17 protein-coding genes and 1 pseudogene are annotated in these 22,985 nt (G+C 37.1%); 15 read left to right on the plus strand and 3 right to left on the minus strand.

Going from position 1 to position 22,985, the window contains the following annotated elements:
- The 4 genes from N2Z58_02940 to purB form a co-directional block, all read left to right on the plus strand.
- A partial coding sequence (locus N2Z58_02940; GenBank protein MCX7653620.1) for a flagellar hook-associated protein FlgK occupies positions 1-1,643 on the plus strand: 1,643 nt, incomplete at its 5' end.
- Positions 1,644-1,668: 25 nt separating this feature from the next.
- A complete protein-coding gene (gene flgL, locus N2Z58_02945) occupies positions 1,669-2,562 on the plus strand; it encodes a flagellar hook-associated protein FlgL (GenBank protein MCX7653621.1) in 894 nt (297 codons plus the stop codon).
- A 3-nt stretch (positions 2,563-2,565) separates the two neighbouring features.
- Positions 2,566-3,234 (plus strand): methyltransferase, encoded by a 669-nt coding sequence (locus N2Z58_02950; protein MCX7653622.1) that lies wholly within the window; start codon positions 2,566-2,568, stop codon positions 3,232-3,234.
- Positions 3,235-3,257: 23 nt separating this feature from the next.
- A complete protein-coding gene (gene purB / locus N2Z58_02955) occupies positions 3,258-4,547 on the plus strand; it encodes an adenylosuccinate lyase (protein MCX7653623.1) in 1,290 nt (429 codons plus the stop codon).
- A gap of 56 nt (positions 4,548-4,603) precedes the next feature.
- On the opposite strand, the gene N2Z58_02960 is transcribed toward purB, so the two are convergent.
- Positions 4,604-4,888: a hypothetical protein gene (locus N2Z58_02960; protein ID MCX7653624.1), complete on the minus strand. Its 285-nt coding sequence runs from the start codon at positions 4,886-4,888 to the stop codon at positions 4,604-4,606.
- A gap of 461 nt (positions 4,889-5,349) precedes the next feature.
- Between N2Z58_02960 and ord the strand changes: the two genes are divergently transcribed.
- The 5 genes from ord (at position 5,350) to oraE (ending at position 10,816) form a co-directional block, all read left to right on the plus strand.
- On the plus strand, positions 5,350-6,360 hold the full coding sequence (gene ord, locus N2Z58_02965) for a 2,4-diaminopentanoate dehydrogenase (GenBank protein ID MCX7653625.1): 1,011 nt from the start codon (positions 5,350-5,352) through the stop codon (positions 6,358-6,360).
- 93 nt (positions 6,361-6,453) lie between these two features.
- Positions 6,454-6,762 (plus strand): 2-amino-4-oxopentanoate thiolase subunit OrtA, encoded by a 309-nt coding sequence (gene ortA / locus N2Z58_02970; GenBank protein MCX7653626.1) that lies wholly within the window; start codon positions 6,454-6,456, stop codon positions 6,760-6,762.
- The gene (ortB, locus tag N2Z58_02975; protein ID MCX7653627.1) at positions 6,759-8,180 is read left to right on the plus strand and encodes a 2-amino-4-oxopentanoate thiolase subunit OrtB; all 1,422 of its coding nucleotides are present in this window, start codon (positions 6,759-6,761) and stop codon (positions 8,178-8,180) included. Before ortA ends, ortB begins: the two co-directional genes overlap by 4 nt.
- 57 nt (positions 8,181-8,237) lie before the next feature.
- Positions 8,238-8,606 (plus strand): ornithine aminomutase subunit alpha, encoded by a 369-nt coding sequence (locus N2Z58_02980; protein ID MCX7653628.1) that lies wholly within the window; start codon positions 8,238-8,240, stop codon positions 8,604-8,606.
- The gene (gene oraE / locus N2Z58_02985; GenBank protein ID MCX7653629.1) at positions 8,603-10,816 is read left to right on the plus strand and encodes a D-ornithine 4,5-aminomutase subunit OraE; all 2,214 of its coding nucleotides are present in this window, start codon (positions 8,603-8,605) and stop codon (positions 10,814-10,816) included. The genes N2Z58_02980 and oraE overlap by 4 nt, the downstream gene beginning before the upstream one ends.
- A gap of 38 nt (positions 10,817-10,854) precedes the next feature.
- Here oraE and N2Z58_02990 read toward each other — a convergent pair whose 3' ends face one another.
- Positions 10,855-11,523, minus strand: coding sequence for a hypothetical protein (locus N2Z58_02990; protein MCX7653630.1), 669 nt, complete (start codon positions 11,521-11,523; stop codon positions 10,855-10,857).
- 301 nt (positions 11,524-11,824) lie between these two features.
- On the opposite strand from N2Z58_02990, the gene pruA reads away from it, so the two are divergent.
- The 6 genes and pseudogenes from pruA (at position 11,825) to N2Z58_03020 (ending at position 17,938) form a co-directional block, all read left to right on the plus strand.
- Positions 11,825-13,402 carry an L-glutamate gamma-semialdehyde dehydrogenase gene (gene pruA, locus N2Z58_02995; GenBank protein ID MCX7653631.1) on the plus strand — a complete coding sequence of 526 codons (1,578 nt, stop codon included), beginning with the start codon at positions 11,825-11,827 and terminating at the stop codon, positions 13,400-13,402.
- Between the two features lie 92 nt (positions 13,403-13,494).
- Positions 13,495-14,841, plus strand: a complete 1,347-nt coding sequence (locus N2Z58_03000; protein MCX7653632.1) for a transglutaminase domain-containing protein — start codon at positions 13,495-13,497, stop codon at positions 14,839-14,841.
- A gap of 16 nt (positions 14,842-14,857) precedes the next feature.
- A complete protein-coding gene (locus tag N2Z58_03005) occupies positions 14,858-15,889 on the plus strand; it encodes an L-Ala-D/L-Glu epimerase (protein MCX7653633.1) in 1,032 nt (343 codons plus the stop codon).
- 111 nt (positions 15,890-16,000) lie between these two features.
- Positions 16,001-16,312: a 4Fe-4S binding protein gene (locus N2Z58_03010; GenBank protein ID MCX7653634.1), complete on the plus strand. Its 312-nt coding sequence runs from the start codon at positions 16,001-16,003 to the stop codon at positions 16,310-16,312.
- A 15-nt stretch (positions 16,313-16,327) separates the two neighbouring features.
- Positions 16,328-17,284 (plus strand): annotated as a pseudogene (locus tag N2Z58_03015) (hypothetical protein).
- Between the two features lie 267 nt (positions 17,285-17,551).
- On the plus strand, positions 17,552-17,938 hold the full coding sequence (locus tag N2Z58_03020; GenBank protein ID MCX7653635.1) for a methyl-accepting chemotaxis protein: 387 nt from the start codon (positions 17,552-17,554) through the stop codon (positions 17,936-17,938).
- 63 nt (positions 17,939-18,001) lie between these two features.
- Here N2Z58_03020 and N2Z58_03025 read toward each other — a convergent pair whose 3' ends face one another.
- On the minus strand, positions 18,002-22,954 hold the full coding sequence (locus N2Z58_03025; protein MCX7653636.1) for a DNA-directed RNA polymerase subunit beta': 4,953 nt from the start codon (positions 22,952-22,954) through the stop codon (positions 18,002-18,004).
- Positions 22,955-22,985: the final 31 nt, after the last annotated feature.

Here is a 22,985-nt window from a genome sequence, read left to right on the forward strand (position 1 = left end):
ATGAATTTGCACTTTCTCTCACAGACGAATTCAACCTAATACACCAAGACGGCTTTAACGGCGATGGTAGTGTCACAGGTCTGAAATTTTTCAACGACATAGAAGCTGAAAGGATAAAGGATTCTGTTCTTTACAGGCTTGCGGGTGCAAAACGAGTAGAAAACGGACCTATTAACTTTATATCTGGTATGAGTGATAGGTTTAATATTTCAGATATTACTACAAAACCCTTTATCGAGAAGGGTGCTATAGTATTTTTCAATGGAATCAACAAGATTTTCTCAGCACGTGTTAATCCTTACGATGATGTAGAAGACTTCCAAAATACGCTAAACAATATCACAGACAGATGGTTTGATTTAAAGGTAAGTGCACATGGTGATGGTGGTTACAGACTGTATTTTGAATCGTCTCAAAATCTTAGAAATACATTAGCATTGGATTTTAATGGAAATATGTTCAATACAATGGGTTTTGCAACAAAAAATGTTGACGTATTTGCGATGGATAGAAGAGATTTTAAAATAAAACCAGGTCAGTACAAAATAGCGATTAATGGTACTGAAGAGAATATAATCATAACAAACACAACAACCTTGGAGGATTTAGCAAATCAACTTAACACTCACTTTGGTTCACACATAGTAGCGTATGTACACGATGATAAGTTGCTAATAATACCAACCAAAGCAAATGAATTTGACATAAAGAGGCTGAAAATTAGCGACTCTGGTGGGTTATTTACACAAGCAAACTTACACATAGAAACTTACAAAGCATTGGACACGGGGAAAGAGACACTTGAGAATATTCTAAACCGTGCACAAGCGTTTTCTATAAGAATAGGCGCAACGGAGATTCGCATAGATCCAACAAAGATGACTATCAGAGACCTTGCTGATAAAATAAACGAAACGAATACTGGAATAATAGCAGAAGTTACACCACACAGTAAGTTCGTGTTGAGGGGTTCAAGATCCTTGGGATTTGAGTTAAAAAAAGTTGTACAAGGCCCAGAGGCATTGTGGACAGCACTTGGCTTTATTGATCCGGACGGAATTTCTGCAAACGACTGGGATGAAGGTTTTGTTTTTATCAATCCGTTTGAAAAACCAGAAGATCAAAGAATTAGGTATATAAAAGCAGACGCATTGTTTATCGACCGACAACTTCCAAAAGATCCTTACAGATTTGTAGAAAAATTGGCAGTAAACTCAACAATTAAAAGTAACCCGGAGACCTTAGCTGTAGATATTGGTTATACGGAAGAAAATCCAAACTGGGATGCAAAAGTATTCAAACCATCAGGACGTGCAAATACAAAAATTGTTGAACTACTTTCAGCACTAAGAAATAAGAAATTACTCAACGATGGTTTGGAATCTTTTAACGAATATCTCGGTAGCATCGTTGCAGAGCTTGGTGTCGAGAGTGAGACAGCAATGAAAATAAAGAGTAATACAGATCTAATGAAAAAAGAAATAGATGGTGAAAGAGAACGAGTCAAAGGGGTATCACTCGATGAAGAAATGGCAAATATGATTAAATACCAACAAGCATTCAATGCAGCTGCTCGTGTCATGACAGCAGTAGATGATATGATATCAAGAGTTATAGACAGACTCGGATTAGTCGGAAGATAGTAGGAACAACAATGGAGGGATGATTATGCGTATAACAAATAACATGATAAATGAACGGTCTTTGTTTAATATACAACAAAGTTTATACAGAATTGCTCGTATGCACGATAAGCTATCGTCAGGTAAGGAAGTTCAATATCCAAGCGATGATGCAGTTATCGCAACGCGTGCTTCGAACATATCAAGCCGTTTGAGGGAACTTGAACAATTTAAAAGGAACGTTGATCATATAAACAATTTTGTTCAATCTTACGACACAACTTTGCAGGAATTATCTGAGCTTTACCACAGAGTACGCGAACTAATGGTAAGAGGTGCAAATGGAACAAATACAGCAGATGAGAGAAACGCTATCGCTGCTGAGTTGAAAGCTTTGAAAGAACACCTAATAGAAGTGGCAAACACGAGGGTAGGAGATGAATTTATCTTTGGTGGCGCAAGATCAGAATTAAGACCCGTAGATGAAAATGGAAATATATCAACACCCATCGAGGCAAATGTTAGAAGAAGGGCAAATGTACTTGGATACAGCATAACTTACGGTGTAACAGTGTACGACGTATTCACATTGAGTAATGGAAAGACCGTTTTTTCGACTATCGATGATGCAATTCAAGCCTTAAATGAAGGTAATGAGCAAAAACTTTCTGAGATATCACTCAAAGAGATTGGTGTACTTGAAAAATCTGTAATGGAACACTTCGCAAGCGTTGGCTCAACTTCAAGAATGGCAGAGATGGTGTCATCAAGAATAGATGACTTAAAACTCTTTAACACCGAATATCTCTCAAAAGAACAAGATGCTGACCTGACAAAAATCTTAACTGATTTATCAATGCAGCAATCAGTCCTTCAAGCAGCACTTAAATCCGCAGCAATGGCCATTCAAAAATCCTTAGTTGATTTTGTAGGAGGATAGTGAATGAGAAAAAATCCAAACAATTTTTCAAGCAGTATAATAAAAGATATACTAACCGTTGACATAAAATCACATAAGCCGACGCATGCGTCGGCTTTTTTAGTCTGGTGTTCAAAACCTACAGCAGATGTAAAAAGAGTAATCGAGCTTGGCAGTGGTACTGGAATAGTTGCGTTTTCCATTGCTAAATTGTATAATCTTACTGTTGATGGAATTGAATTACAAAGTAAACTTTTTGAACTTGCTGTCAAAGGTATTGAACTCAACAAACTTCAAGAAAAAGTAAATTTCTACAATCTCGATATAAAAGAAGTGAGAAAGTATTTTAAGAGTGAAAGTTACGATATGGTTGTTTCAAATCTTCCTTTTCATATAGGTAAACATAGTTCTGATGAGATAAGAAAAATATCTAGAAGTGCGGATTTTGGAACAATCGATCATTTTGTAAGAGCTGCATTTTATTTGCTAAGAAACAAAGGGACTTTCGTGTTTGTATCGTCACCAAAGATACTTGTTTACCTTTTAGAAAAGCTTTCACAACAAAGGTTAATCACTCAAAAAATGGTATTCTTTCACGGAAATATTAATAAACCTGCCAAATTAGTAGCACTCCGCGGTAAGAAAAACGGTGGATACAATTTAATTGTTGAGCACGTAACTGAAAATGACTAACACTTGAAGTGGGGGATGAGACTGTGGTAGAAAGATACGCGTTAGAACCTTTGAAAAGCATTTGGACACTGAAAGCTCAATATGAAAGATGGCTCGAGGTTGAATTGGCTGTTGTTGAAGCATACGAAGAAAAAGGAATTGCTCCCCGTGGAACCACACAAAGTATTAAGGAAAAGGCAGTTATAGATGTTGATGATATACTTGAAATAGAGAAATCCGTTGACCACGACGTAATTGCTTTTATAAAATCTGTAACCAAAAATATGAAAGATGAAGCAAGATTTTTTCATTATGGTTTAACTTCTTCTGATGTAGTTGATACAGCAAACTCTCTTGCACTTACCAGATGCTTAGACATTATAACCAATGCTGCCGAAAGACTAAAAGACACTTTATACGAAAATGCCTTAAAATACAAAGAGTTACCAACAATAGGCAGAACTCACGGAGTTCACGCCGAACCCACTTCATTTGGTTTAAAATTCTTGTCATGGTATGCAGAACTTCTAAGAGATATTGATAGAATAAAAGCTGTGCGCAAAGAAATAGCTGTTGGTAAACTAAGTGGTGCGGTTGGAAATTATGCAAATATAGATCCGGAGATTGAAGAAATAGCTCTGAAAAAACTAGGGTTAAAACCAACACCCGTGGCTACTCAAGTTATTTCAAGAGACTATATAGCCCATATGCTTTCAACATTTGCACTTGTAGCGGGTTTAATAGAACGTATAGCAATAGAAATAAGACATCTTCAAAAAACAGAAGTGTTGGAAGCGATGGAACCATTTAAAGAAGGTCAGAGAGGTTCATCAGCAATGCCTCATAAGAAAAATCCAATACTTTGTGAAAGGCTATCAGGAATGGCAAGGCTAATGAGAAGTTACGCTCAAGTAGGTTTTGAGAATATGGCACTTTGGCATGAGAGAGACATATCGCATTCTTGCACGGAAAGATATATCCTTCCAGATGCTACAATGACTATTTACTATATGATAGAAAAAACAGAATACCTAATTAGAAACCTTAGGATATTTGAAGAAAAAGTGATTGAAAATATGAACTTGACAAAAGGTTTAGTATATTCACAAAGAGTTTTATTAGCCTTAATTGATGCCGGGATGAGTCGCGAACAAGCTTACAACATTGTTCAAAAACATGCGTTAAAGTGTTGGGAAAGTGGTGAAAGTTTTAAAAAATCTTTGGAAAGTGATGAACTTATAATAAAATACTTAGGTAACAAAATTAACGAGCTTTTCAAGCCTGATTTTTACTTAAGAAACGTTAATTACATATACTCAAGGTTCGATGAATAAATAAAAAACGGGCATCGTAGACGATGCCCATTTATATTTACCTACCCTTTTAAAGATTACTGGTTTGGAGTTGCTTCTTGAGTTGGTGTCCCTTCCATTGTTGTTTCCACAGGTGTTGCTTGTTCTGTTGTTGCTGGAGTGGTTTCTTCTGTTGTCGTTTCTTGCGTTGTAACTTCTTCTGTTGTTGTTTCTACTGGTGTTGCTTCTTCAACTGCTGTACTTGTTGCTTCTTCTGTCGTAGCACTAGCTTTTCCTCTGTTAGCCGCAACTGCCCAGATGATAGCCACAACGATGATAGCAATAACTATGAGTGTTACTGTAAGACCTTTTTTGGATGCCATAACTCCAACCTCCCTATAGAAATATTGAGTTTTCATCACCTTAGTGTCAAACACTTCGTGCTTATTATACCATTAGACAAGTTACTTTCAATGGTCCATTCGTGAAAAATGTTTGTTACATCCATATTAATCATATTCTGAATCCATGGTTTAATGAAGCATTTAGAAATTTACTTAATTTATTTACAAAGGAATATCCTATCTATATTTTTTCTTGGACTGAAATTTTAATGGTTTATCAAAGTGAGCATACTTAAGCAAACAAACGAGAAAGCGAGCATAAGATAAGTACAAGATAACATTTATTAATAGCATTTGAACTCTGTTAACTTGGAAATTTGAAAAATGGATGTAAAATTCTGTAAAATATTAACAAGCAGATTTTTTTGAACACGATTAGCAATCTCGTTGTATACCTTTGTATACTTCTAAAATTTGGAAAAAAAAAGGAGGTTTCAAATATGCGTATAGTAACTTGGGGATTTGGAGCAATGGGCAGGGGCATTGCAAAGAATATTGTAGATAGCAAATTTATGAAGCTTGTTGGGGTAATTGACAAAAATCCAGAGTTTATTGGTAAAGACGTAGGAGATTTATTGGGAACTGGAAGTTACGGTGTAAGAGTTAGAGATTCAATAGATGTTATTGAAGAATCGAATCCCGATCTTGTTGTTATAGCAACAAGTTCTTTCGTCAAAGATGTGTTACCACAGGTAGAATACGCTGTGAAAAACCACGCAAATGTAATCACTATTGCTGAAGAAATGGCTTTTCCTTTTGATTCACATCCAGAAGAATCATTGTATATGGATAGCTTAGCAAAAAGATACGGCGTTACGATCCTTGGTACAGGAGTTAATCCCGGATTTGTATTGGACACCCTCATAATAGCGTTGACAGGTGTATGTACAAGAATTAACAAGATAGTAGCGAAGAGAATAAACGACCTTTCACCATTTGGCAAGACAGTTATGGAAACACAAGGTGTTGGAACAACTTTAGAACAATTCGAAGATGGCTTGAAAAAAGGAACTATAGTCGGACATATTGGTTTTCCACAAAGTATATCGATGATTTCAAGAGCACTTGGTTGGAAGATAACAAGAATAGAGGAGGAAAGGAAACCTATTATATCAAATGTTTATAGAGAAACTCCGGTTGTAAAGGTCCAACCCGGAATGGTTGCAGGTTGTAATCATTCTGCTAAAGCATACATTGGTGATGAATGCGTTATAGAACTCTACCACCCACAGCAAATTCACCCACATCTTGAAGGTGTGGAAACTGGAGACTATATAGAAATCCACGGTGATATAAACATAAACCTTGCTATAAAGCCAGAAATTCCTGGTGGAAAAGCAACTATTGCAATAGCTACAAATATGATCCCCATTGTAATAGATGCTCAACCTGGTTTGAAATGTATGGCTGACTTACCAGTTCCAAGGTCGATTCTCTGTCAGATAAGATGAAATGGTTAGAAAATAATTGCTTCTTAATATTTAATCTTTTCGTGCCGGATTTCGGACATTAATTCCGGATTCCGGGGGCTGGAGGTGTGTTTCATGGAAGCAAGAAAAGGTGACTGGGTACAGATTGAGATCATGATACTTACTCCTCAAGAACGTGCCCCACAGGTACCAGAGGATACAAAAAAGGTACCGTTAATGATGCGCGTAAAGGGATTTCTTATGGACGAAAGTGCTGCAATTGGTCAAATGGTTACCATTCAAACCATGACAAAACGACTAATCACAGGAAAATTGGTCGCAATAAATCCAAAATACGAACACGATTTTGGTGAACCAGTACCAGAATTGATAACTATTGGTATGGAATTACGTGATTTTTTAACAGGTGGTGAGGATAAATGACTAAGGACAATTCGTACACCGCTGTTATGGCACGTCGTGCTGAAATAATGAGAAAAGCCGTCGGTATAGACTACGAGAAATTTATAATAAAAGGATTTGCATTTGATTATGAGAAAATGATGAGAGAAGTTGGTTATTCTATCGAGGAAGTAAAAAAGATTCAAGCAGAGACATGTGTTGGTAACACACCTCTTGTTGAACTCAAGAATATAAATAAGCTCATAAAAAAGCTAGCTCCTGCAGGAAAAGGTGCAAGAATATTTCTCAAAGATGAAGCAGTAAATCCTTCTGGAAGTTTTAAAGATAGACGGGCTGCGATCAGTGTTTATCACGCTCAAAAGCTTGGATATAAGGGTGTAATCGCAGCAACAAGCGGTAATTATGGAGCAGCAGTTGCTTCGCAAGCGGCGAAAAGGGGATTAAAATGCATTATAGTTCAAGAATGTTACGATAGCCAATGGAGGGGTCAACCTGAAATATTAGAGAAAGGAAGGGCCTGTGAAGCTTACGGGGCTGAAGTCGTTCAATTGACAGTAGGACCTGAGCTTTTTTATTACACTCTTTTGCTGTTGGAAGAAACCGGTTACTTCAACGCATCACTTTATTCTCCCTATGCAATTGCCGGTATAGAAACACTTGGTTATGAAATAGCTGAACAGATGAAAGAACTTACCGGTAGATTTCCAGATGCTGTTGTTGTAACACACGCTGGTGGTGGCCTCATCACTGGGACTGCACGCGGACTTAAAAAGGCTGGCGCAACTCTGACAAAGATAATAGGTGCAAGCGTTGATTTAAGAGGATTACATATGGCAAGTGACAGCGATTTCAACAAAAAATACTTCACCACTGGCCATACAGGATTTGGTATACCATTTGCCGTATTTCCAGACAGATCTGATGTTCCCAAGAATGCGGCAAGACCTCTCAGATATATGGATAAATATGTTCTTGTAACTCAGGGAGAAGTATTTTATGTAACGGAGATGCTTGCACAACTTGAAGGGTTACAACGTGGACCTGCTGGAAATACTTCGCTCACTGCTGCCATCGCTCTTGCACTTGAGATGGATGAAGACCAAACCATAGTGGTAAACGAAACTGAATACACAGGCGCTGGTAAATTACCGTCTGCACAGCTTACTTTTGCGAAAAGAATGGGAATGATTATAAAAAGAGGAGATCCTATCAAAGAAGATAAACCTGGACAGGTAATAGTTATACCTGAGCATCCATCACAGATCAGATACATTGAGTATCCTATCGAAGAAATGAAGAAAAGTTATATAAAAGAACTTATAAAACGTGAAGCAAGGAATAATTTTACAAAAGAGGAGATAGAATTTCTTAAAGAAGATCTAAGGGCCACAGAAGAAGAAATTAACGAATGGATAAAGACAGTTAGTCTCCAGCAATGATTAAATGCTTTTTCAAATTTTGCAAATTCATACTAAAACACCAAAGGAGGTATATTTGTGAAGCCGAGACCAGATGATTTTTTGGAAAGGTCAAAGCATCTTCAAAAAATGAGCGATGAAGAATTAAATGCATACTTTTGGCACCTTGTGGAAAAAGTTGTCGATCCGCTTGTAGAGTTAGCACGCACACACACAACACCATCTATCGAACGATCCGTCTTGCTGAGAATGGGATTCAATAGTCTTGAAGCAAAAAAACTTGTTGACATGATTTTTGAAAGGGGTTTACTCGGAAAAGGCGCTGGTCACATTGTATGGCGAATTGCAAAAGAACATAGTATTGATTATATTGAAGCAGGCAGAAGGATGATTGATGGTGAATACTGGGACGAAGTTGATAGGATTTTTAAAGGGGTGAGTAGATGATGGATAAACTTGATCCAATGCAACCGATAGATATAGAAGAAATATTAAAAGATTTGGATAAATACAGACCAAGGCGTAGAGGTTGGACTTGGAGAAAGAAGCTACCTGAAGGCACCAAAATTGATAAATACGAATATTACCAGATAAGTGAACCTTTGAAAAAAAGTATACCATTGCCAGCTGCACACTATTTTAATAATATCGATCCTCAACCTGACGTCGTTATCACGTCAGAAATAGCATCTGGAAGATTTGAAGATGATGTTAGACGTATGCGGATGGCAGCATGGCATGGTGCAGATCACATAATGGTCATACGTACACTTGGTCAGTCACATTTCGACGGCTTGATAGAAGGAACTCCGGAGGGTGTTGGCGGTATACCAATTACAAGAAAACAAGTTAGGGCAACGCGTAAAGCATTAGATTTAATAGAAGACGAAGTTGGTCGACCAATAAATTTCCATAGTTACGTTTCTGGTGTCGCAGGTCCGGAGATAGCTGTCCTGTTCGCAGAAGAAGGAGTTAACGGAGCACATCAGGATCCTCAATATAACGTTCTTTACAGGGGAGTTAACCCTGTTCGGTCATTTGTAGATGCTGCGGTCGCAAAGAAAATAATGGCATGGGCTGGTATGCTACAAATAGATGGTGCGCACAACGCAAATGCCTCAGCAAAACTTGCTTGGACAGTCATGCCAGAGCTGCTTGTTCAACACGGTATAAATTGTATGTACTCTGTTAAAGTAGGTATGCCAAAAGAAAATATCGCGCTTTCCACAGTTCCACCAGTTATAGCTCCACTACCAGAAATGAGAATTGATTTGCCATATGCTGTTGCACTTAGAGAATTATTCGAAGGTTATAAATTCAGAGCCCAAATGAACACGCGATATATTGAATCCGATCTTTTTGATGCAACGCGTGTACACGTTATTAACGCTATGCTTTCAAGACTTACAAGCGCCGATTTACAATCAACAATAACACCAGATGAAGGTAGAAATGTACCTTGGCATATAAACTCTATAAGAGGAGTTGAAACGGCCAAACATACACTATTGGCACTTGATGGCATAAAAAAATACGTTAAGATAGATCAAGAAGCAATAAGAGAAAAGGTAAGAGAACTTAAAATGAGAGCCATCCTTATGCTTGAAGAAATAATAAACATGGGTGGATACTTTGAAGCACTTGAGGCTGGTATGTTCGTTGACAATGGATATTATCCTGAAAGATTTGGTGACGGAATAGCCAGAAAGAAAGACGGTGAACTTGCGGCTGGCACGGTAGTACCGCGGGACCCAGATTACATGGCACCTGTTTGTGAGCATTTTGGATATAACAATTTACCAACTGAAATAGAAAAACCTTGTGATCTCATTGGCGGTTGCACATTTCATAATCCGGAAAAGATACAATTCATTGACGAGCTTGACGAAACTGATAATGTTAACCTAAGGCTCGAGCGAATTAAGGATATGAAAAACAGAAAGGTTGTAAAACCTGAAGTAGAATGGTTCTCAGATGGCTGGATTCAAATAGATATGACATTCTCTTTACCAGAAGAATATGCAGAAGCTGCCGCACTTGCAGTCTGTGAAAAACTCGGCTTGGAAGAACCAACAATAATTGCAAAGACAGTACTTCATCCAGCCGAAGGAACGTACGTTGAAATAAAGGCAAAAGTACCATTTGAAATAAAAATTGACGAACTTCAACTACCCAAAAAACCAGAAGTATTAGCTGAAGAAGAACTATTCAGCTTTGTTGAAAAAAGACCTATAAAAGTTGTTGCAGCCACTGTTGGAGAAGACGAACATTCGGTTGGATTGAGGGAAATACTTGACATAAAACATGGTGGAATTGAGAAGTATGGTATTAAGTACACATACCTTGGCACAAGTGTACCACCTGAGAAACTTATAGATGCAGCTATAGAAACAGGAGCTGATGCAATACTTGCATCTATGATAATTACACACAACGATGTGCACATAAAGAACATGAGAAGACTTAACGAACTTGCAATTGAAAAAGGTATAAGGGATAGAGTACTTATCATCGTTGGAGGAACACAAATAAACAATGATATGGCAGTGGAGAATGGAGTCGACGCAGGATTCGGAAGAGGTACAAAAGGTATACATGTTGCATCGTTTATTGTTAAAAAGCTGAAAGAAAAAGAAAATACCCAGCAAAATAAATAAACCGAAAAGCTCCTTTCGGAGCTTTTCGGTTTTTTGAATCACTGCAGTTCTTTAAAATTCACTATTTCTAATATATCACCTTTCACTACTAATCCATATATCCTTTTCTTTGTCAAAAGTTCTATTGTCTTTTTTTTCATGTCTACCGCTGCATATATTGGTATTATCTCATAACCTGTCAGCTCTGGTAAAAAGTAATTAAGTTTACTTATCTTCTCTTCAAAATCCTCAATGTATTCTTTCTTATCTGGTTTGGCTTTCACCTCTACAACAAACGCTTTTTTCTTCTCCCTATTTAACGCAAGAATGTCTATCTCAAGATTGTCTCCTTCTTTCTCCACTTCTTTGTTCTTATCAACAACATCTGGTCTTATACCAAAATGCTTTTGAATACACATACTTATAGACGGAGCAAATATATCTTCGACAAGTGTACCAAGCCTGTTTGATAACTCTCCCCACTTCTTCTTCATCTCTTGAATTGTTTTTTCAAGACTTTTTATCATCCCTTTACCCCAATTTTTGTACTCTACCATCTCGTCTTTGAACAATTTCATTTCATCTTTAAATGCTCTCATTTCATTTTTGAATTCTTCCATCTCTTGTTTAAGTTCTTGTATCTCAATTTGTGTTTGTTGTTGGATATATAACACCCTTTTTATTGCCTCTTCAAGAGTATTTACCCTATCTTGTATTGTCGCTTTCATTTTTGATTACCTCCCGGAACTTTTCTACATTTATATTATAACACATTAATTGTTATTTAATGTTATCTAAGAATATCCGAAATTTAGCTCAAAAAAGCAAAGCTTCTTTTGTTCTAAACGTTTTCAGATAAAATCAATGCTCAATATAGTTTAAATCCCTATTTCCTAAGCTTTGCTTCAAGAAACCCAAGTGTTATAATTTAAGTGTAAGCTGATCACTTAGGCTTTATTTTTTACTGAAACATCAGCTAAATCTTTCGATCGATTGAAAAAACTACGAAACCAGGGGGGGATAGCGTACATGTCTTACGAAGTAACTGACTGGACAGTTATACCACCTTTTACCAATGAATCGGTCACCGACTTTTCAAGACCTGACAATGAAGAAAAGATGAAAGAAGCATTGCAAAAAGTCTCAACCGAATTTGGTAGAGAGTACGACATTTTTATAGCAGGTAAACCTTACAAAACCGAAAGAAAGATCAAATCTATAAATCCGAGCAAGTTTGACGAAATCGTTGGATATGTTAACAGTGCCAACGAAGAACTCGCTGAAAAAGCGCTTGAGAGCGCATGGGAAGCCTTTAAATTTTGGAGTAAAACACCTGCACATGTGCGAGCTGAGTATTTATTAAAAGCAGCCAAGAAAATAAGAGAAAGAAAGTTTGAATTTGATGCTTGGCTTGTATATGAAGTAGGAAAGAATTGGTTAGAAGCTGATGCAGATGTTTCGGAGGCAATTGATTTTCTTGAATTCTACGCGAGAGAAATGTTACGCTACGCATCTGAACAACCGTTAGTTAGAATTCCCGATGAGAAGAATGAACTCAGATATATTCCGCTTGGCGCTGGTATAATTATCCCACCTTGGAACTTTCCACTCGCAATATTGGTTGGAATGACAAGTGCAGCCATAGTTACAGGAAATACGGTGGTACTAAAACCAGCAAGTGATAGTCCAGTTATTGCGGCAAAATTTTTCGAAGTCTTACAGGAAGTAGGTTTACCAGATGGAGTCGTTAACTTTTTACCTGGAAGTGGCGCACTTGCAGGTGAATTTCTCGTTAAACATCCAAAAACAAGATTCATTAGCTTCACAGGTTCTAAAGATGTGGGACTAAGAATAAATGAGCTTGCTGCAAAAGCACAGCCTGGACAGATTTGGATAAAAAGAACTGTATTAGAAATGGGAGGTAAGGATGCAGTCGTTGTTGATGAGACAGCAGACCTTGATGCTGCGGCAGAAGGAATAGTCGTAAGCGCGTTTGGATATCAAGGTCAGAAGTGCAGTGCAGGTAGCAGAGCAGTGATAGTAAAGGAAGTATATGATTTGGTCATAGAAAAAATTTTGGAACGCATGGCTAAGATAAAAATGGGAGACGTAAGGTACAAAGAGAATTGGCTCGGACCTGTGATAAATAAGAGTTCGATGGAAAAGATTTTAGCTTATATAGATATAGGGAGAAAAGAAGGCCAACTCATTTGGGGTGGAAATGGAAAAGAAGAACTCGGTGGTTACTTCATAGAACCGACTATTTTCAAAGATGTTCCATGGAATGCAAGAATTGCTCAAGAAGAAATATTTGGACCTGTGCTTGCCATAATAAAAGCAGAAGACTTTGAAGACGCCATGACAATAGCAAATGCAACTGAGTACGGCTTAACAGGATCATTGTACAGTAAAGACAGAAAAAGAATCGAAAGAGCAAAGGAAGAATTTCATGTTGGTAATCTTTACTTCAACAGAAAATCAACGGGTGCATTAGTTGGAGTGCATCCATTCGGTGGATTTAACATGTCAGGTACTGATAGCAAAGCTGGAGGAAGAGATTACCTTGGATTGTTCCTTCAAGCAAAGGCAATAAGTGAAAAGATATAAGCTTTAAAGCTTTTGACCAAACAAAAGCGGCTCTTTTTAAGGGAGCCGCGTTTTGTAAGTTATTCCATAATTCCTTAAGAGGTGATTAAATTATGGATTTTTTGGAAAATCCAACACCGGAAGACATCAAAATTGAAATTTTACGGGGAAATTTAAAAAAGGCGGAAAACAAAATAAAAGAAAGACTCGAATATAAAATACCCCCCGGTCTAAGTAAAAAATTGCATTTTGAGCTTTTTAGAATAAAAACCTTGCGAAAAGTTTACAGTTTAACTGAAAAGGAAGCATATGAAATACTTAAGAAAAATCTGCGCGGTTTAACAAAAAAAGAGTTTGAAAGATTAACCTACGAAAACGTTTTAGACTGGATGTACGTAGACGGTGTTAAATTTTACGAAAATCGTTTTGACAGTAACCTGTTTTTTAACCACCATGAATTTAGAGATAGACGGAAAATGACAAAAAACGTTAGACAAACAAAGAAGCGCAAAAGAATAGTAGACAACTCGATTTCAAAAATAATTAGAAGTGGAAAAGCAACAAAATATGAAGTGCAAGCTAAGATTTCCATAAAAAGAAAAGAACCGATCAGTGAAAAGGTTCGCGTGTGGTTGCCTTTCCCAAAAGAAGGATTTCAACAACACGATGTAAAACTTATATCAGCAAGTCATGAATTTTTCATTTCACCAAACGATGTCGGACAGAAAACAATTTATATGGAAGGAAAAGATACTGAGGAATTCTACGTGGAGTTTTCTTACAAAATTTACGAATGGATAGGTACTAAGAGACTTTGCACAGATTTGCCGTCTAGTCAAGACTTATCTGAGAAACCTCCACACATAAGATTCACCCCATATCTGTACAACTTGTTAGATATTATATTCCATGGAGAGGATTTAAAAAACATGGATGATACAGCAAAAGCAAGACGAATATATGATTTTGTAACACTAAACGTGAATTATTCTTATGTTTTACCATATATTATGTATGATAACATACCTGAATATGTGGCTACTGTCTTCAAGGGAGATTGTGGTTTTCAAGCCCTTCTGTTTATAACTCTATGCAGAATGGTAGGAATACCGGCAAAATGGCAATCTGGTTGGAGTGTCACTCCTATCAGTGCTTCTCCACATGATTGGGCTCTTGTGCACTTAGAGAAGTATGGATGGGTACCTGTTGATCTCTCGTTTGGTGGTGGCAGGAGAGATAATGAAAACTTAAGACTATTTTACTTTACTAACCTCGACGGCTTTAGAATGTTTGCTAATACAGATTTTCAGGATGACTTTATTCCAAAAAACGTGTCTTGGAGACAAGATCCATACGATAACCAATTAGGTGAAATGGAAATAATAACAAAACAGGAAGATGGATATGTACTTGACACTGAAAGTACGATAAATGTTCTAAAATTCGAAAAAATTGAATAAAATTAGAGGTGATAGCATGGCAAAGATCAAATCCGTGAAATTCAAACTCAACACATTTGAATACGTAAAGCCGTTTCACATAACAAACAATATATCATACGACACCCAAAATATCGAAGTTATACTTGAACTCGAAAATGGTGTTGTTGGTTACGGTGAAGCTTCTCCTTCTTTTAGAGTGAATGGTGAAAAGGTACAAGCTTTGATGGCTCTTGAAGACGTTGTCCGTGAAATGGTAGTAGGTATGGACGTCAGAGAATATCGAAAGATATTTGATATAACAGACTCTTTAAAATTTGCAACAAGTATTAAAGCAGCTGTCCAATATGCTGTTCTCGATGCTTTCAGTGAAGAGATAGGTGTACCGGTGTATCAGATCCTTGGCGGCGCAAAAAGAGAACTGGAAACAGACTACACAATTAGCATAGGTTCTATAGAAGAAAGGTTACAAGATGCAAAACAAATTGTTGAGCAGGGATATAAAGTAATAAAGATAAAAGTAGGAGAGAATTTAGAAGAAGATATACAATCTGTTATTGCGATACATAACATTAGTAAAGGTTGTAAATACATAGTTGATGCAAATACTGGTTACACACCGAAACAAGCTGTGAAGTTTGTGACAGAAATTTACAGGGAAGGTATTGATATATCCGTATTCGAACAACCTGTGGCTATGACGGATATTGAGGGATTAAAGTACGTAAGGTGGAACTCACCATTCCCTGTTGCTGCTGATGAAAGTGCTCGCACAAAATACGATGTAATGAGACTTATAAAAGAAGAAGCTGTGGATTATGTCAATATAAAACTTATGAAATCTGGTATAAGCGATGCGCTTGCAATTGTTGAAATAGTTAAGGCGGCAAATTTAAGGTTAATGATCGGTTGTATGGCAGAATCAAGCCTCGGTGTAAACCAAAGCGTACATTTTGCACTCGGAACTGGTGTATTTGATTTCCATGATCTTGACAGTCCACTGATGTTGAAAGAACCGCAATTTAGAGGGAAATACAAAGTAGAAGGAAGTTTGTACAAAATGGGATGAAAAAATTTATGCATATACCTTTGTATAACATAAAGTTTGTGATATAATTAATATATATCAATATTTTGAATACTGCTTTCAAAAGAATCTTTAATACTTACCTTCTGGGGGGTGACTCATGGCTGTTATCAGCTTCCAAAGTTGGTTGATGTTGCTCCAGAAAAATGTGTAAACTGTCAGTCTTGTGTTAGAGTATGTCCAGTAAAGTACTGCAACGATGCTTCTGGAGATCATGTAAAGATTATTCCCGAGCTATGTATTGGTTGTGGTGAGTGTTTGAATGCATGTACACATGATGCAAGGATTCCTATCGATGATTTTGAAAAATTTTTAAGTGATTTAAAACGTGGAGAACAAATCGTAGCAATTGTAGCACCTGGGGTTGCGGCAAATTTTGTTAATTATCTGAAACTCAATGGATGACTTAGATCTTTAGGGGTTAAAGCTTTTTTCGACGTTAGTTTTGGAGCGGAATTAACAGTAAAATCATACGTGGAATACATTAAAAAAAATAATCCCAAAACAGTTATAGCGCAACCTTGTCCTGCTATAGTTGATTTTGTCCAAATATATCATCCAGAATTAGTAGAGTACTTAGCTCCAGCTGACAGTCCTATGCTTCACACGATAAAGATGATAAAAGAGTTTTATCCAAACTATAGAAATCACAAAATAGCGATAATATCACCTTGTGTGGCAAAGAAACGTGAATTTTTCGAAACTAACTTAGGGGATTACAATGTAACATTTATATCATTATACAAATACATTAAAGAAAACAAGATCAATCTTGATTCTTATCCTGAAGTTGAGTTTGAAAACCCTCCAGCGGAAAGGGCTGTTGAATTCTCAACACCTGGTGGACTTATGAAAACTGCGTTAAGAGATGCACCGGAACTTGAAGGTAAGATTAGAAAAATAGAAGGTCCAACGATAATTTACAGATATCTTTCAAAATACATAGACGCTGTTGAAAACGCTACAGCCCCTCTAATTCTAGATTGTTTAAACTGTGAAATGGGTTGCAACGGTGGAACAGCAACAATTGCCAAGAAAGAAAATATGGACGTTGTCGAAAAGCGAGTAGAAGAGAGAAGTAACAGAATGCAAAATTTGTGGAAGAAACGCAGTATTTTTGGTAAAAAGAAAGTTAATATAAAAAAGCTTAGAAGAACAATAGATAGATATTGGAAACCAGGGCTGTACAAACGAACGTATCGTAATTTAAACGACAATTTCAAATCAATAGTAAGATTGCCTTCAAAGCATGATATTGAGCAAGTTTACAAAATGTTGAAAAAAGAGGACGAGAGAGATATCCTAAACTGTGGTTCTTGTGGCTATGAAACATGCGAAAAATTTGCTATAGTAATATTTAACCAACTAAACAAAGCTGAAAATTGCAAACTTTATGAAAAAAAGCTTGTTGAAGAAGAAAACCGTAGACTTCAAGAGCAAACACGTAAGAACGAGGAACTAATAGAAGAACTTCAACAACAACAAGCAACACTTGAAGAAGTATTCGCAACTTACTCAGAAGTTTCGACAAAGGTAAATGAAAACTTAGAAGAGCTTGACAAAAGTAATAAAGAAATAGTAGGGTTTTTGTCAAAGCTCGTTCAGTCTTTTGCAAACCAGCTGAAAAGTTTTGAAAATTCAAGGATGGAGCTTAAAGAATCGCTTCAAACAGTTAATCAACTCTGGGGTATAGCCAAAGCAATTAGTGAAATTTCGTCTCAAACAAATCTACTTGCACTTAATGCTTCAATAGAGGCTGCACGGGCTGGTGAATTTGGCAGAGGTTTTGCCGTCGTTGCAGATGAGGTGAGAAAGCTGGCTGAATCTACCGTCCAGGAAGTAAAGAAAATAGAACCGTTTGCTAAGGAAACAGAAGAATTGTTCATTAAAATAGGTTCAAAATTCGACCACGCCTCAAATACATTAAAAGAAGTTGAACTGGAAATAGAAAAAATCGCTCGTATCACCGGAGAAATAGCAGAAAGACTTGAGCAAGTCTATACTTTATCAAAGTCGATAAAATCGAAATGAAGATTTTTGAAAAAACCTACCTCCGCTTTTAAGCGGAGGTAGGTTTTGTTGAACTTACAAATATTAAGCAAGTTTTTCTTTTTCCTCTTTTGCCAACCTTGGAGTTTCTTCGTACTGCACAGCAGAGAATATCTCGTAACCTGTACCTGCGGGAATCAGCTGCCCTACAATGACGTTTTCTTTCAAACCTTTGAGATAATCTATCGCACCTTTTATAGCTGCATCTGTAAGTACTTGTTGTGTTTGTTGGAAACTTGCAGCACTAAGCCAGCCTTCGTATTCTAAGGATGCCTGTGTAATTCTCAATAGTCTTCTTTTGTATTTTACTGTTTCTTTTGGCATTATTTGGTAAATCTCCCTTTCTTTGTCATGATTGAGAGTTACTACTTCTTTAATACCATTTTCTACAAGCTTTTCAAGTAGTTGTTCGGTAATTTCCTCACCTTCTGAAGCCAGTTTCACAATTTCTCCGCTTTCATCCTTGATTAAAATATGCTTTGCAAGGGTTCTTCCTATTACTCTTTTTCTGTTCAGTTCTATTTTAGCATTACCTTCCATAATTTCCTTGTTAATTTTGTTGAGAACACTAATTGGTACAAGATCACCCGGTAAGAAGTCTGTATCACCAGAATCGATTACTTCAGCTTTGTTAAGCATCTGTCTAATTATGAGTTCAAAGTGTTTATCGTGAATATCGACACCTTGTTGTACATAAACCCTCTTTATTTCTTTCAGTAGGTAAGTAGCTGTCTCTTCGGGTCCCAGTTCTTCAAGTATTTTTCTGACTTTTAGAGAGCCGCTGGTAAGTGATTGACCAGGTAATACTTTCTGTCCAACAATTACGTTTACCCTTACCCTTGACGGAACCTCATATTCGTGGACATTTCCGAGTTCGTCTTGTATGTATATCTTCTTTGGCTCATCTTGAGAAATGTCTATTACAGTCCCCTTAACTTTTGAAAACACTCCTTCTGGATCCTTCGTTTTTTTCCTTGCTTCAAATAATTCCTCAACTCTTGGTAAACCTTGGGTAATATCTGCTGTTGTTGCAATACCTCCAGTATGGAATGTACGCATGGTAAGTTGTGTACCTGGTTCACCAATAGATTGCGCAGCTATTATACCTACTGATTCACCAACGTTAACTATCTTGTGATTGGAAAGATCAAGACCGTAACATTTAGCACAAACTCCTACTTCTGATTCACACGTTAACACAGATCTAACATATATTTCCGGTCTAACATATACGCTCTCAATATTGTTTTCCTCAAGTAACTTTGCCAATGTAATATCGACTTGCTCTTCTTCAACAGCGATTTGCACTTTCTTATTTTTGTCCCATATCACTTCTTCGGCTATGACATTTCCAACGATGGGGTATAATTTTATCTTAACACTCTTTACATTTGCTTCTCTTAATTTTCTAATAACCTCCCAATCTATCTCTGTCTCAGCTGGCAAAACTTCCACACGAATATCAACATCTTCAGCAAGTTCAGCGTATACATCAGGAATATTACCACTGACAAGCTCAAGTACACCTTCTTCTACAACATTTACCCTCTTTTTGTACTTTGAAAGAAATCTTGCATCTTCATCAAGTATAAGTACATCTCTTGTATAAAGTTTTCCGTTCTCTGGGTTCATTAACACATTACCTGTACCCGGTTCGTAAACGTCTTTTGCAAGTACCCTTCCAAATATAAAATCTTCTATCTTCTCAACGACAAAGTTATCAGAACTTCTGAGTAACGTTGCACGAACCCCTTCGTGGGTACCACAATCAGGCTCTGTAATGATTACACTTTGCACAACATCAACAAGTCTTCTTGTAAGATATCCTGCTGAACTTGTTCTAAGGGCCGTATCGGCTGAACCTTTTCTCGCACCGTGAGTACTTATGAAAAATTCAAGCACTGATAATCCTTCTCGGAAGTTTGAAATAATAGGTATTTCTATTGTTCGACCAGAAGGATCAGCCATGAGCCCCCTCATACCCGAGAGTTGCTTGAGTTGGTCTTTGTTACCTCTTGCTCCAGAATCAACCATTATGTAAACTGGGTTGAACGGATTTTCTCCGAGATACCTATACGTCTCTTCTTGAACAAGGTTCGTGGCTTCCGTCCATATTTTGATCGTTTCTTTGTATTTTTCATCATCACTGAGTAAACCCTCATCGTATAACCTTTCAATATGATCAATTTTCTTAAGTGCATCCGATATTATTTCATTCTTTTTCGGCGAAATCATAAAGTCTTTGAGACTTATCGTAAGTCCGGATATCGTTGCATAATGAAATCCGAGATCTTTGATGTTATCAAGCAGATCAGCTGTCCTATCGATACCATGGTTCTTAAATGTTTTGTAAACAACATCTTTAATTCCATTTTTGCCAAATGTTTTGGTATAGTCTCTGAGTTCATCGGGTAATATTGAATTGAATATAACACGTCCAAATGTTGTTTTCAACACTTGCCCTTTTATATTAACAAGTATTGGTTCGTGTAATTTTATATAACCAAATTCATAAGCAAGTTCAGCTTCCTCCGGACTCGAAAATTTCCATCTTATGTCTTCCGGTTGAATATTCTCGTAATTTTTATTCACCATCGTTAGATAGTAAATTCCTGCAACGATGTCTTTTCCTGGCATTGAAATTGGTTTGCCGTGAGCTGGCGAGATTATGTTATATCGTGAAAGCATCAGCAGTCTTGCTTCTGCTTGTGCAGCTGGTGACAGTGGCAAATGAACAGCCATTTGGTCACCATCGAAATCTGCATTAAATGGTGGACAAACCAATGGATGTAACTGTATAGCGTTTCCTTCTATCAGCTTCGGTTCAAACGCCTGGATAGACATTCTATGGAGTGTTGGTGCCCTATTTAATAATACAACTCTTCCTTGGATTACCTTCTCAAGCTTTTCCCAAGCTTTTGGATCTTCCCTTTGGAGTTCTTTTCTGTATTTCTTAACCTTTGTTTGCGTTGCTTCGACGTTTTCTTCCTTAGAAAGTTCGGCAATAACGAATGGTTCAAAGAGTTCGAGAGCCATTTTCTTTGGAAGACCACATTCGTGTATCTTCAAGTGAGGACCAACAACTATAACTGCGCGTCCTGAATAATCGACACGTTTACCAAGCAGATTCCTTCTGAATCTACCTTTTTTACCCCTGATAAGATCTGTAAGCGATTTCAACGGTCTTCCGTTCCTATCAACGTAAGCTTTTCCTATCTTTCCATTGTATATGAGATTATCGACAGCTTCCTGGAGCATTCTTTTCTCGTTCCTTACAATAACTTCTGGTGCATTCATTTCAAGAAGTTTTTTGAGCCTGTTGTTTCTCATTATTACTCTTCTGTACAGATCGTTTAAGTCAGTTGTTGCAAACCTTCCACCGTCAATTTGTATCATTGGTCTTATTTCGGGTGGAACGACAGGAAGTGCCTCAAGAACCATCCATTCAGGTTTTGTTTCACTGTCTATAAGATCTTTAACTATCTTAAGCTTTTTTAACAGCTTTTTAGCTTTAACACTGCTTTTTGGTATTTTCTTCAATTCGGCTTCTATTTCTGCTCTAAGTACTTCCAAATCTATCTGTTCGAGCAATTTCCTTATAGCCATTGCACCGGTTTCAGCTTCTATCTTACCCGGGTATATTCTTATATATGCTTCATAGTCTTGCTGAGTTATGATTTGCCCTTTGGTTATTCCAGTCTCCTCAGTAACTTCTGGATTTACATCCGTAACGACCATTATTGGTTTATCATTTTCTATTTGCTCTTCAACTATAAACATTCCATGGTAGTATTGGCTGAAAAGTTTGTACTCTTCAACTGTCAACTTTTCTTCTTCAAAAAGAAATCTATCTGCGAGCACATCCCCTTCTTTCACCACTTCTCCATCTTGTACATAAATCCATGCACCTTCAAAAACTGGGTACTGCTTCACTTGCTGAACATTTTCGATGTATACATTACCTGTAGTTAGTACTTCGTAAAGTCCGTTTTCTAAAGGTCTTAAGTTGAGTTGTTTGCTGTATCTTAATGTACCTGAAACAGGTGCTATCACACTATAAAGAATTGTTTCAGTTGTAAGCTGTTGGCCTTTCTTTATTTTTTCACCGTTTTTTACAAGTGCTCTTACACCGTACGGTAAAGAAAATGTGATAGGTGTATTCTTACTTGTTGGAAGTGGATTGACCGTTATAGTCTCTGAAAGTTCATCTACTTCAACTGTTCCATCGAATGGAGCAAATATAGCATCCACTCTCTTTTCCGAAACAATTTCATCACCTTGACTAACCTGATCTCCATCTTTAAAGTTCAATACCATACCAGTGTATACCCTTAACTCTACTTTTGAAACGTTACGTACAGTTATCCAATACAAATCTCTATCTGTGTGAGTTTTCTCATGTTTTATACGTATTTCTCCATCTATCTCGGATACTAAAGGGGCCCTCGGCTCTTTAACAATGTACGCCGGAGATACTTCAAAATCCCATTTTTTGGCGTAAATTTCATATTCAGTCTGGTTAAGTATTGAACCTTTAATAAATGGGGTATTTTTTGGATTCGTAACTATGAAAACACGCTCATTCACTCGCCTACTCCCAAAATACACTATGTTCTCAATATCCTTAACACTCATGTCAAGAAGTGTAGCAATTATACTTGGAGTATTTTTCAAATACCAAACATGTGTCACAGGAGCTGCAAGTTCTATATGTCCAAATCGTCTTCGCCTTGCATCTTTGGATTCTACTCTTACACCACATTTCTCACAAACCGTACCTTCGTATTTTTTCCCACTGTATTTTCCACAAGCACATTCGTAATCTTTTACAGGTCCAAATATCCTTTCACAGAAAAGTCCTTCCCTTTCAGGTTTAAAGGTACGGTAATTTATAGTTTCCGCTTTCTTAACTTCTCCACTCGACCAATTCCTTATAACTTCAGAAGACGCTACTCGTACTTTTACACTTGCAATCTTTCTTTTGAAAGAAGAACTCATTTATTTTCCCTCCTCTTAACGTCGGGCACTT

Origin of the sequence: Fervidobacterium sp. (assembly GCA_026419195.1) — a bacterium.
Classification (GTDB): Bacteria; Thermotogota; Thermotogae; order Thermotogales; family Fervidobacteriaceae; genus Fervidobacterium.

Coding starts and splice junctions, on each gene's coding strand:
- flgL (MCX7653621.1), top strand. CDS start 1,669: ATGCGTATAACAAATAACATGATAAATGAACGGTCTTTGTTTAATATA.
- N2Z58_02950 (MCX7653622.1), top strand. CDS start 2,566: ATGAGAAAAAATCCAAACAATTTTTCAAGCAGTATAATAAAAGATATA.
- N2Z58_02960 (MCX7653624.1), bottom strand. CDS start 4,888: ATGGCATCCAAAAAAGGTCTTACAGTAACACTCATAGTTATTGCTATC.
- ord (MCX7653625.1), top strand. CDS start 5,350: ATGCGTATAGTAACTTGGGGATTTGGAGCAATGGGCAGGGGCATTGCA.
- ortA (MCX7653626.1), top strand. CDS start 6,454: ATGGAAGCAAGAAAAGGTGACTGGGTACAGATTGAGATCATGATACTT.
- ortB (MCX7653627.1), top strand. CDS start 6,759: ATGACTAAGGACAATTCGTACACCGCTGTTATGGCACGTCGTGCTGAA.
- oraE (MCX7653629.1), top strand. CDS start 8,603: ATGATGGATAAACTTGATCCAATGCAACCGATAGATATAGAAGAAATA.
- N2Z58_02990 (MCX7653630.1), bottom strand. CDS start 11,523: ATGAAAGCGACAATACAAGATAGGGTAAATACTCTTGAAGAGGCAATA.
- pruA (MCX7653631.1), top strand. CDS start 11,825: ATGTCTTACGAAGTAACTGACTGGACAGTTATACCACCTTTTACCAAT.
- N2Z58_03000 (MCX7653632.1), top strand. CDS start 13,495: ATGGATTTTTTGGAAAATCCAACACCGGAAGACATCAAAATTGAAATT.
- N2Z58_03005 (MCX7653633.1), top strand. CDS start 14,858: ATGGCAAAGATCAAATCCGTGAAATTCAAACTCAACACATTTGAATAC.
- N2Z58_03020 (MCX7653635.1), top strand. CDS start 17,552: ATGGAGCTTAAAGAATCGCTTCAAACAGTTAATCAACTCTGGGGTATA.
- N2Z58_03025 (MCX7653636.1), bottom strand. CDS start 22,954: ATGAGTTCTTCTTTCAAAAGAAAGATTGCAAGTGTAAAAGTACGAGTA.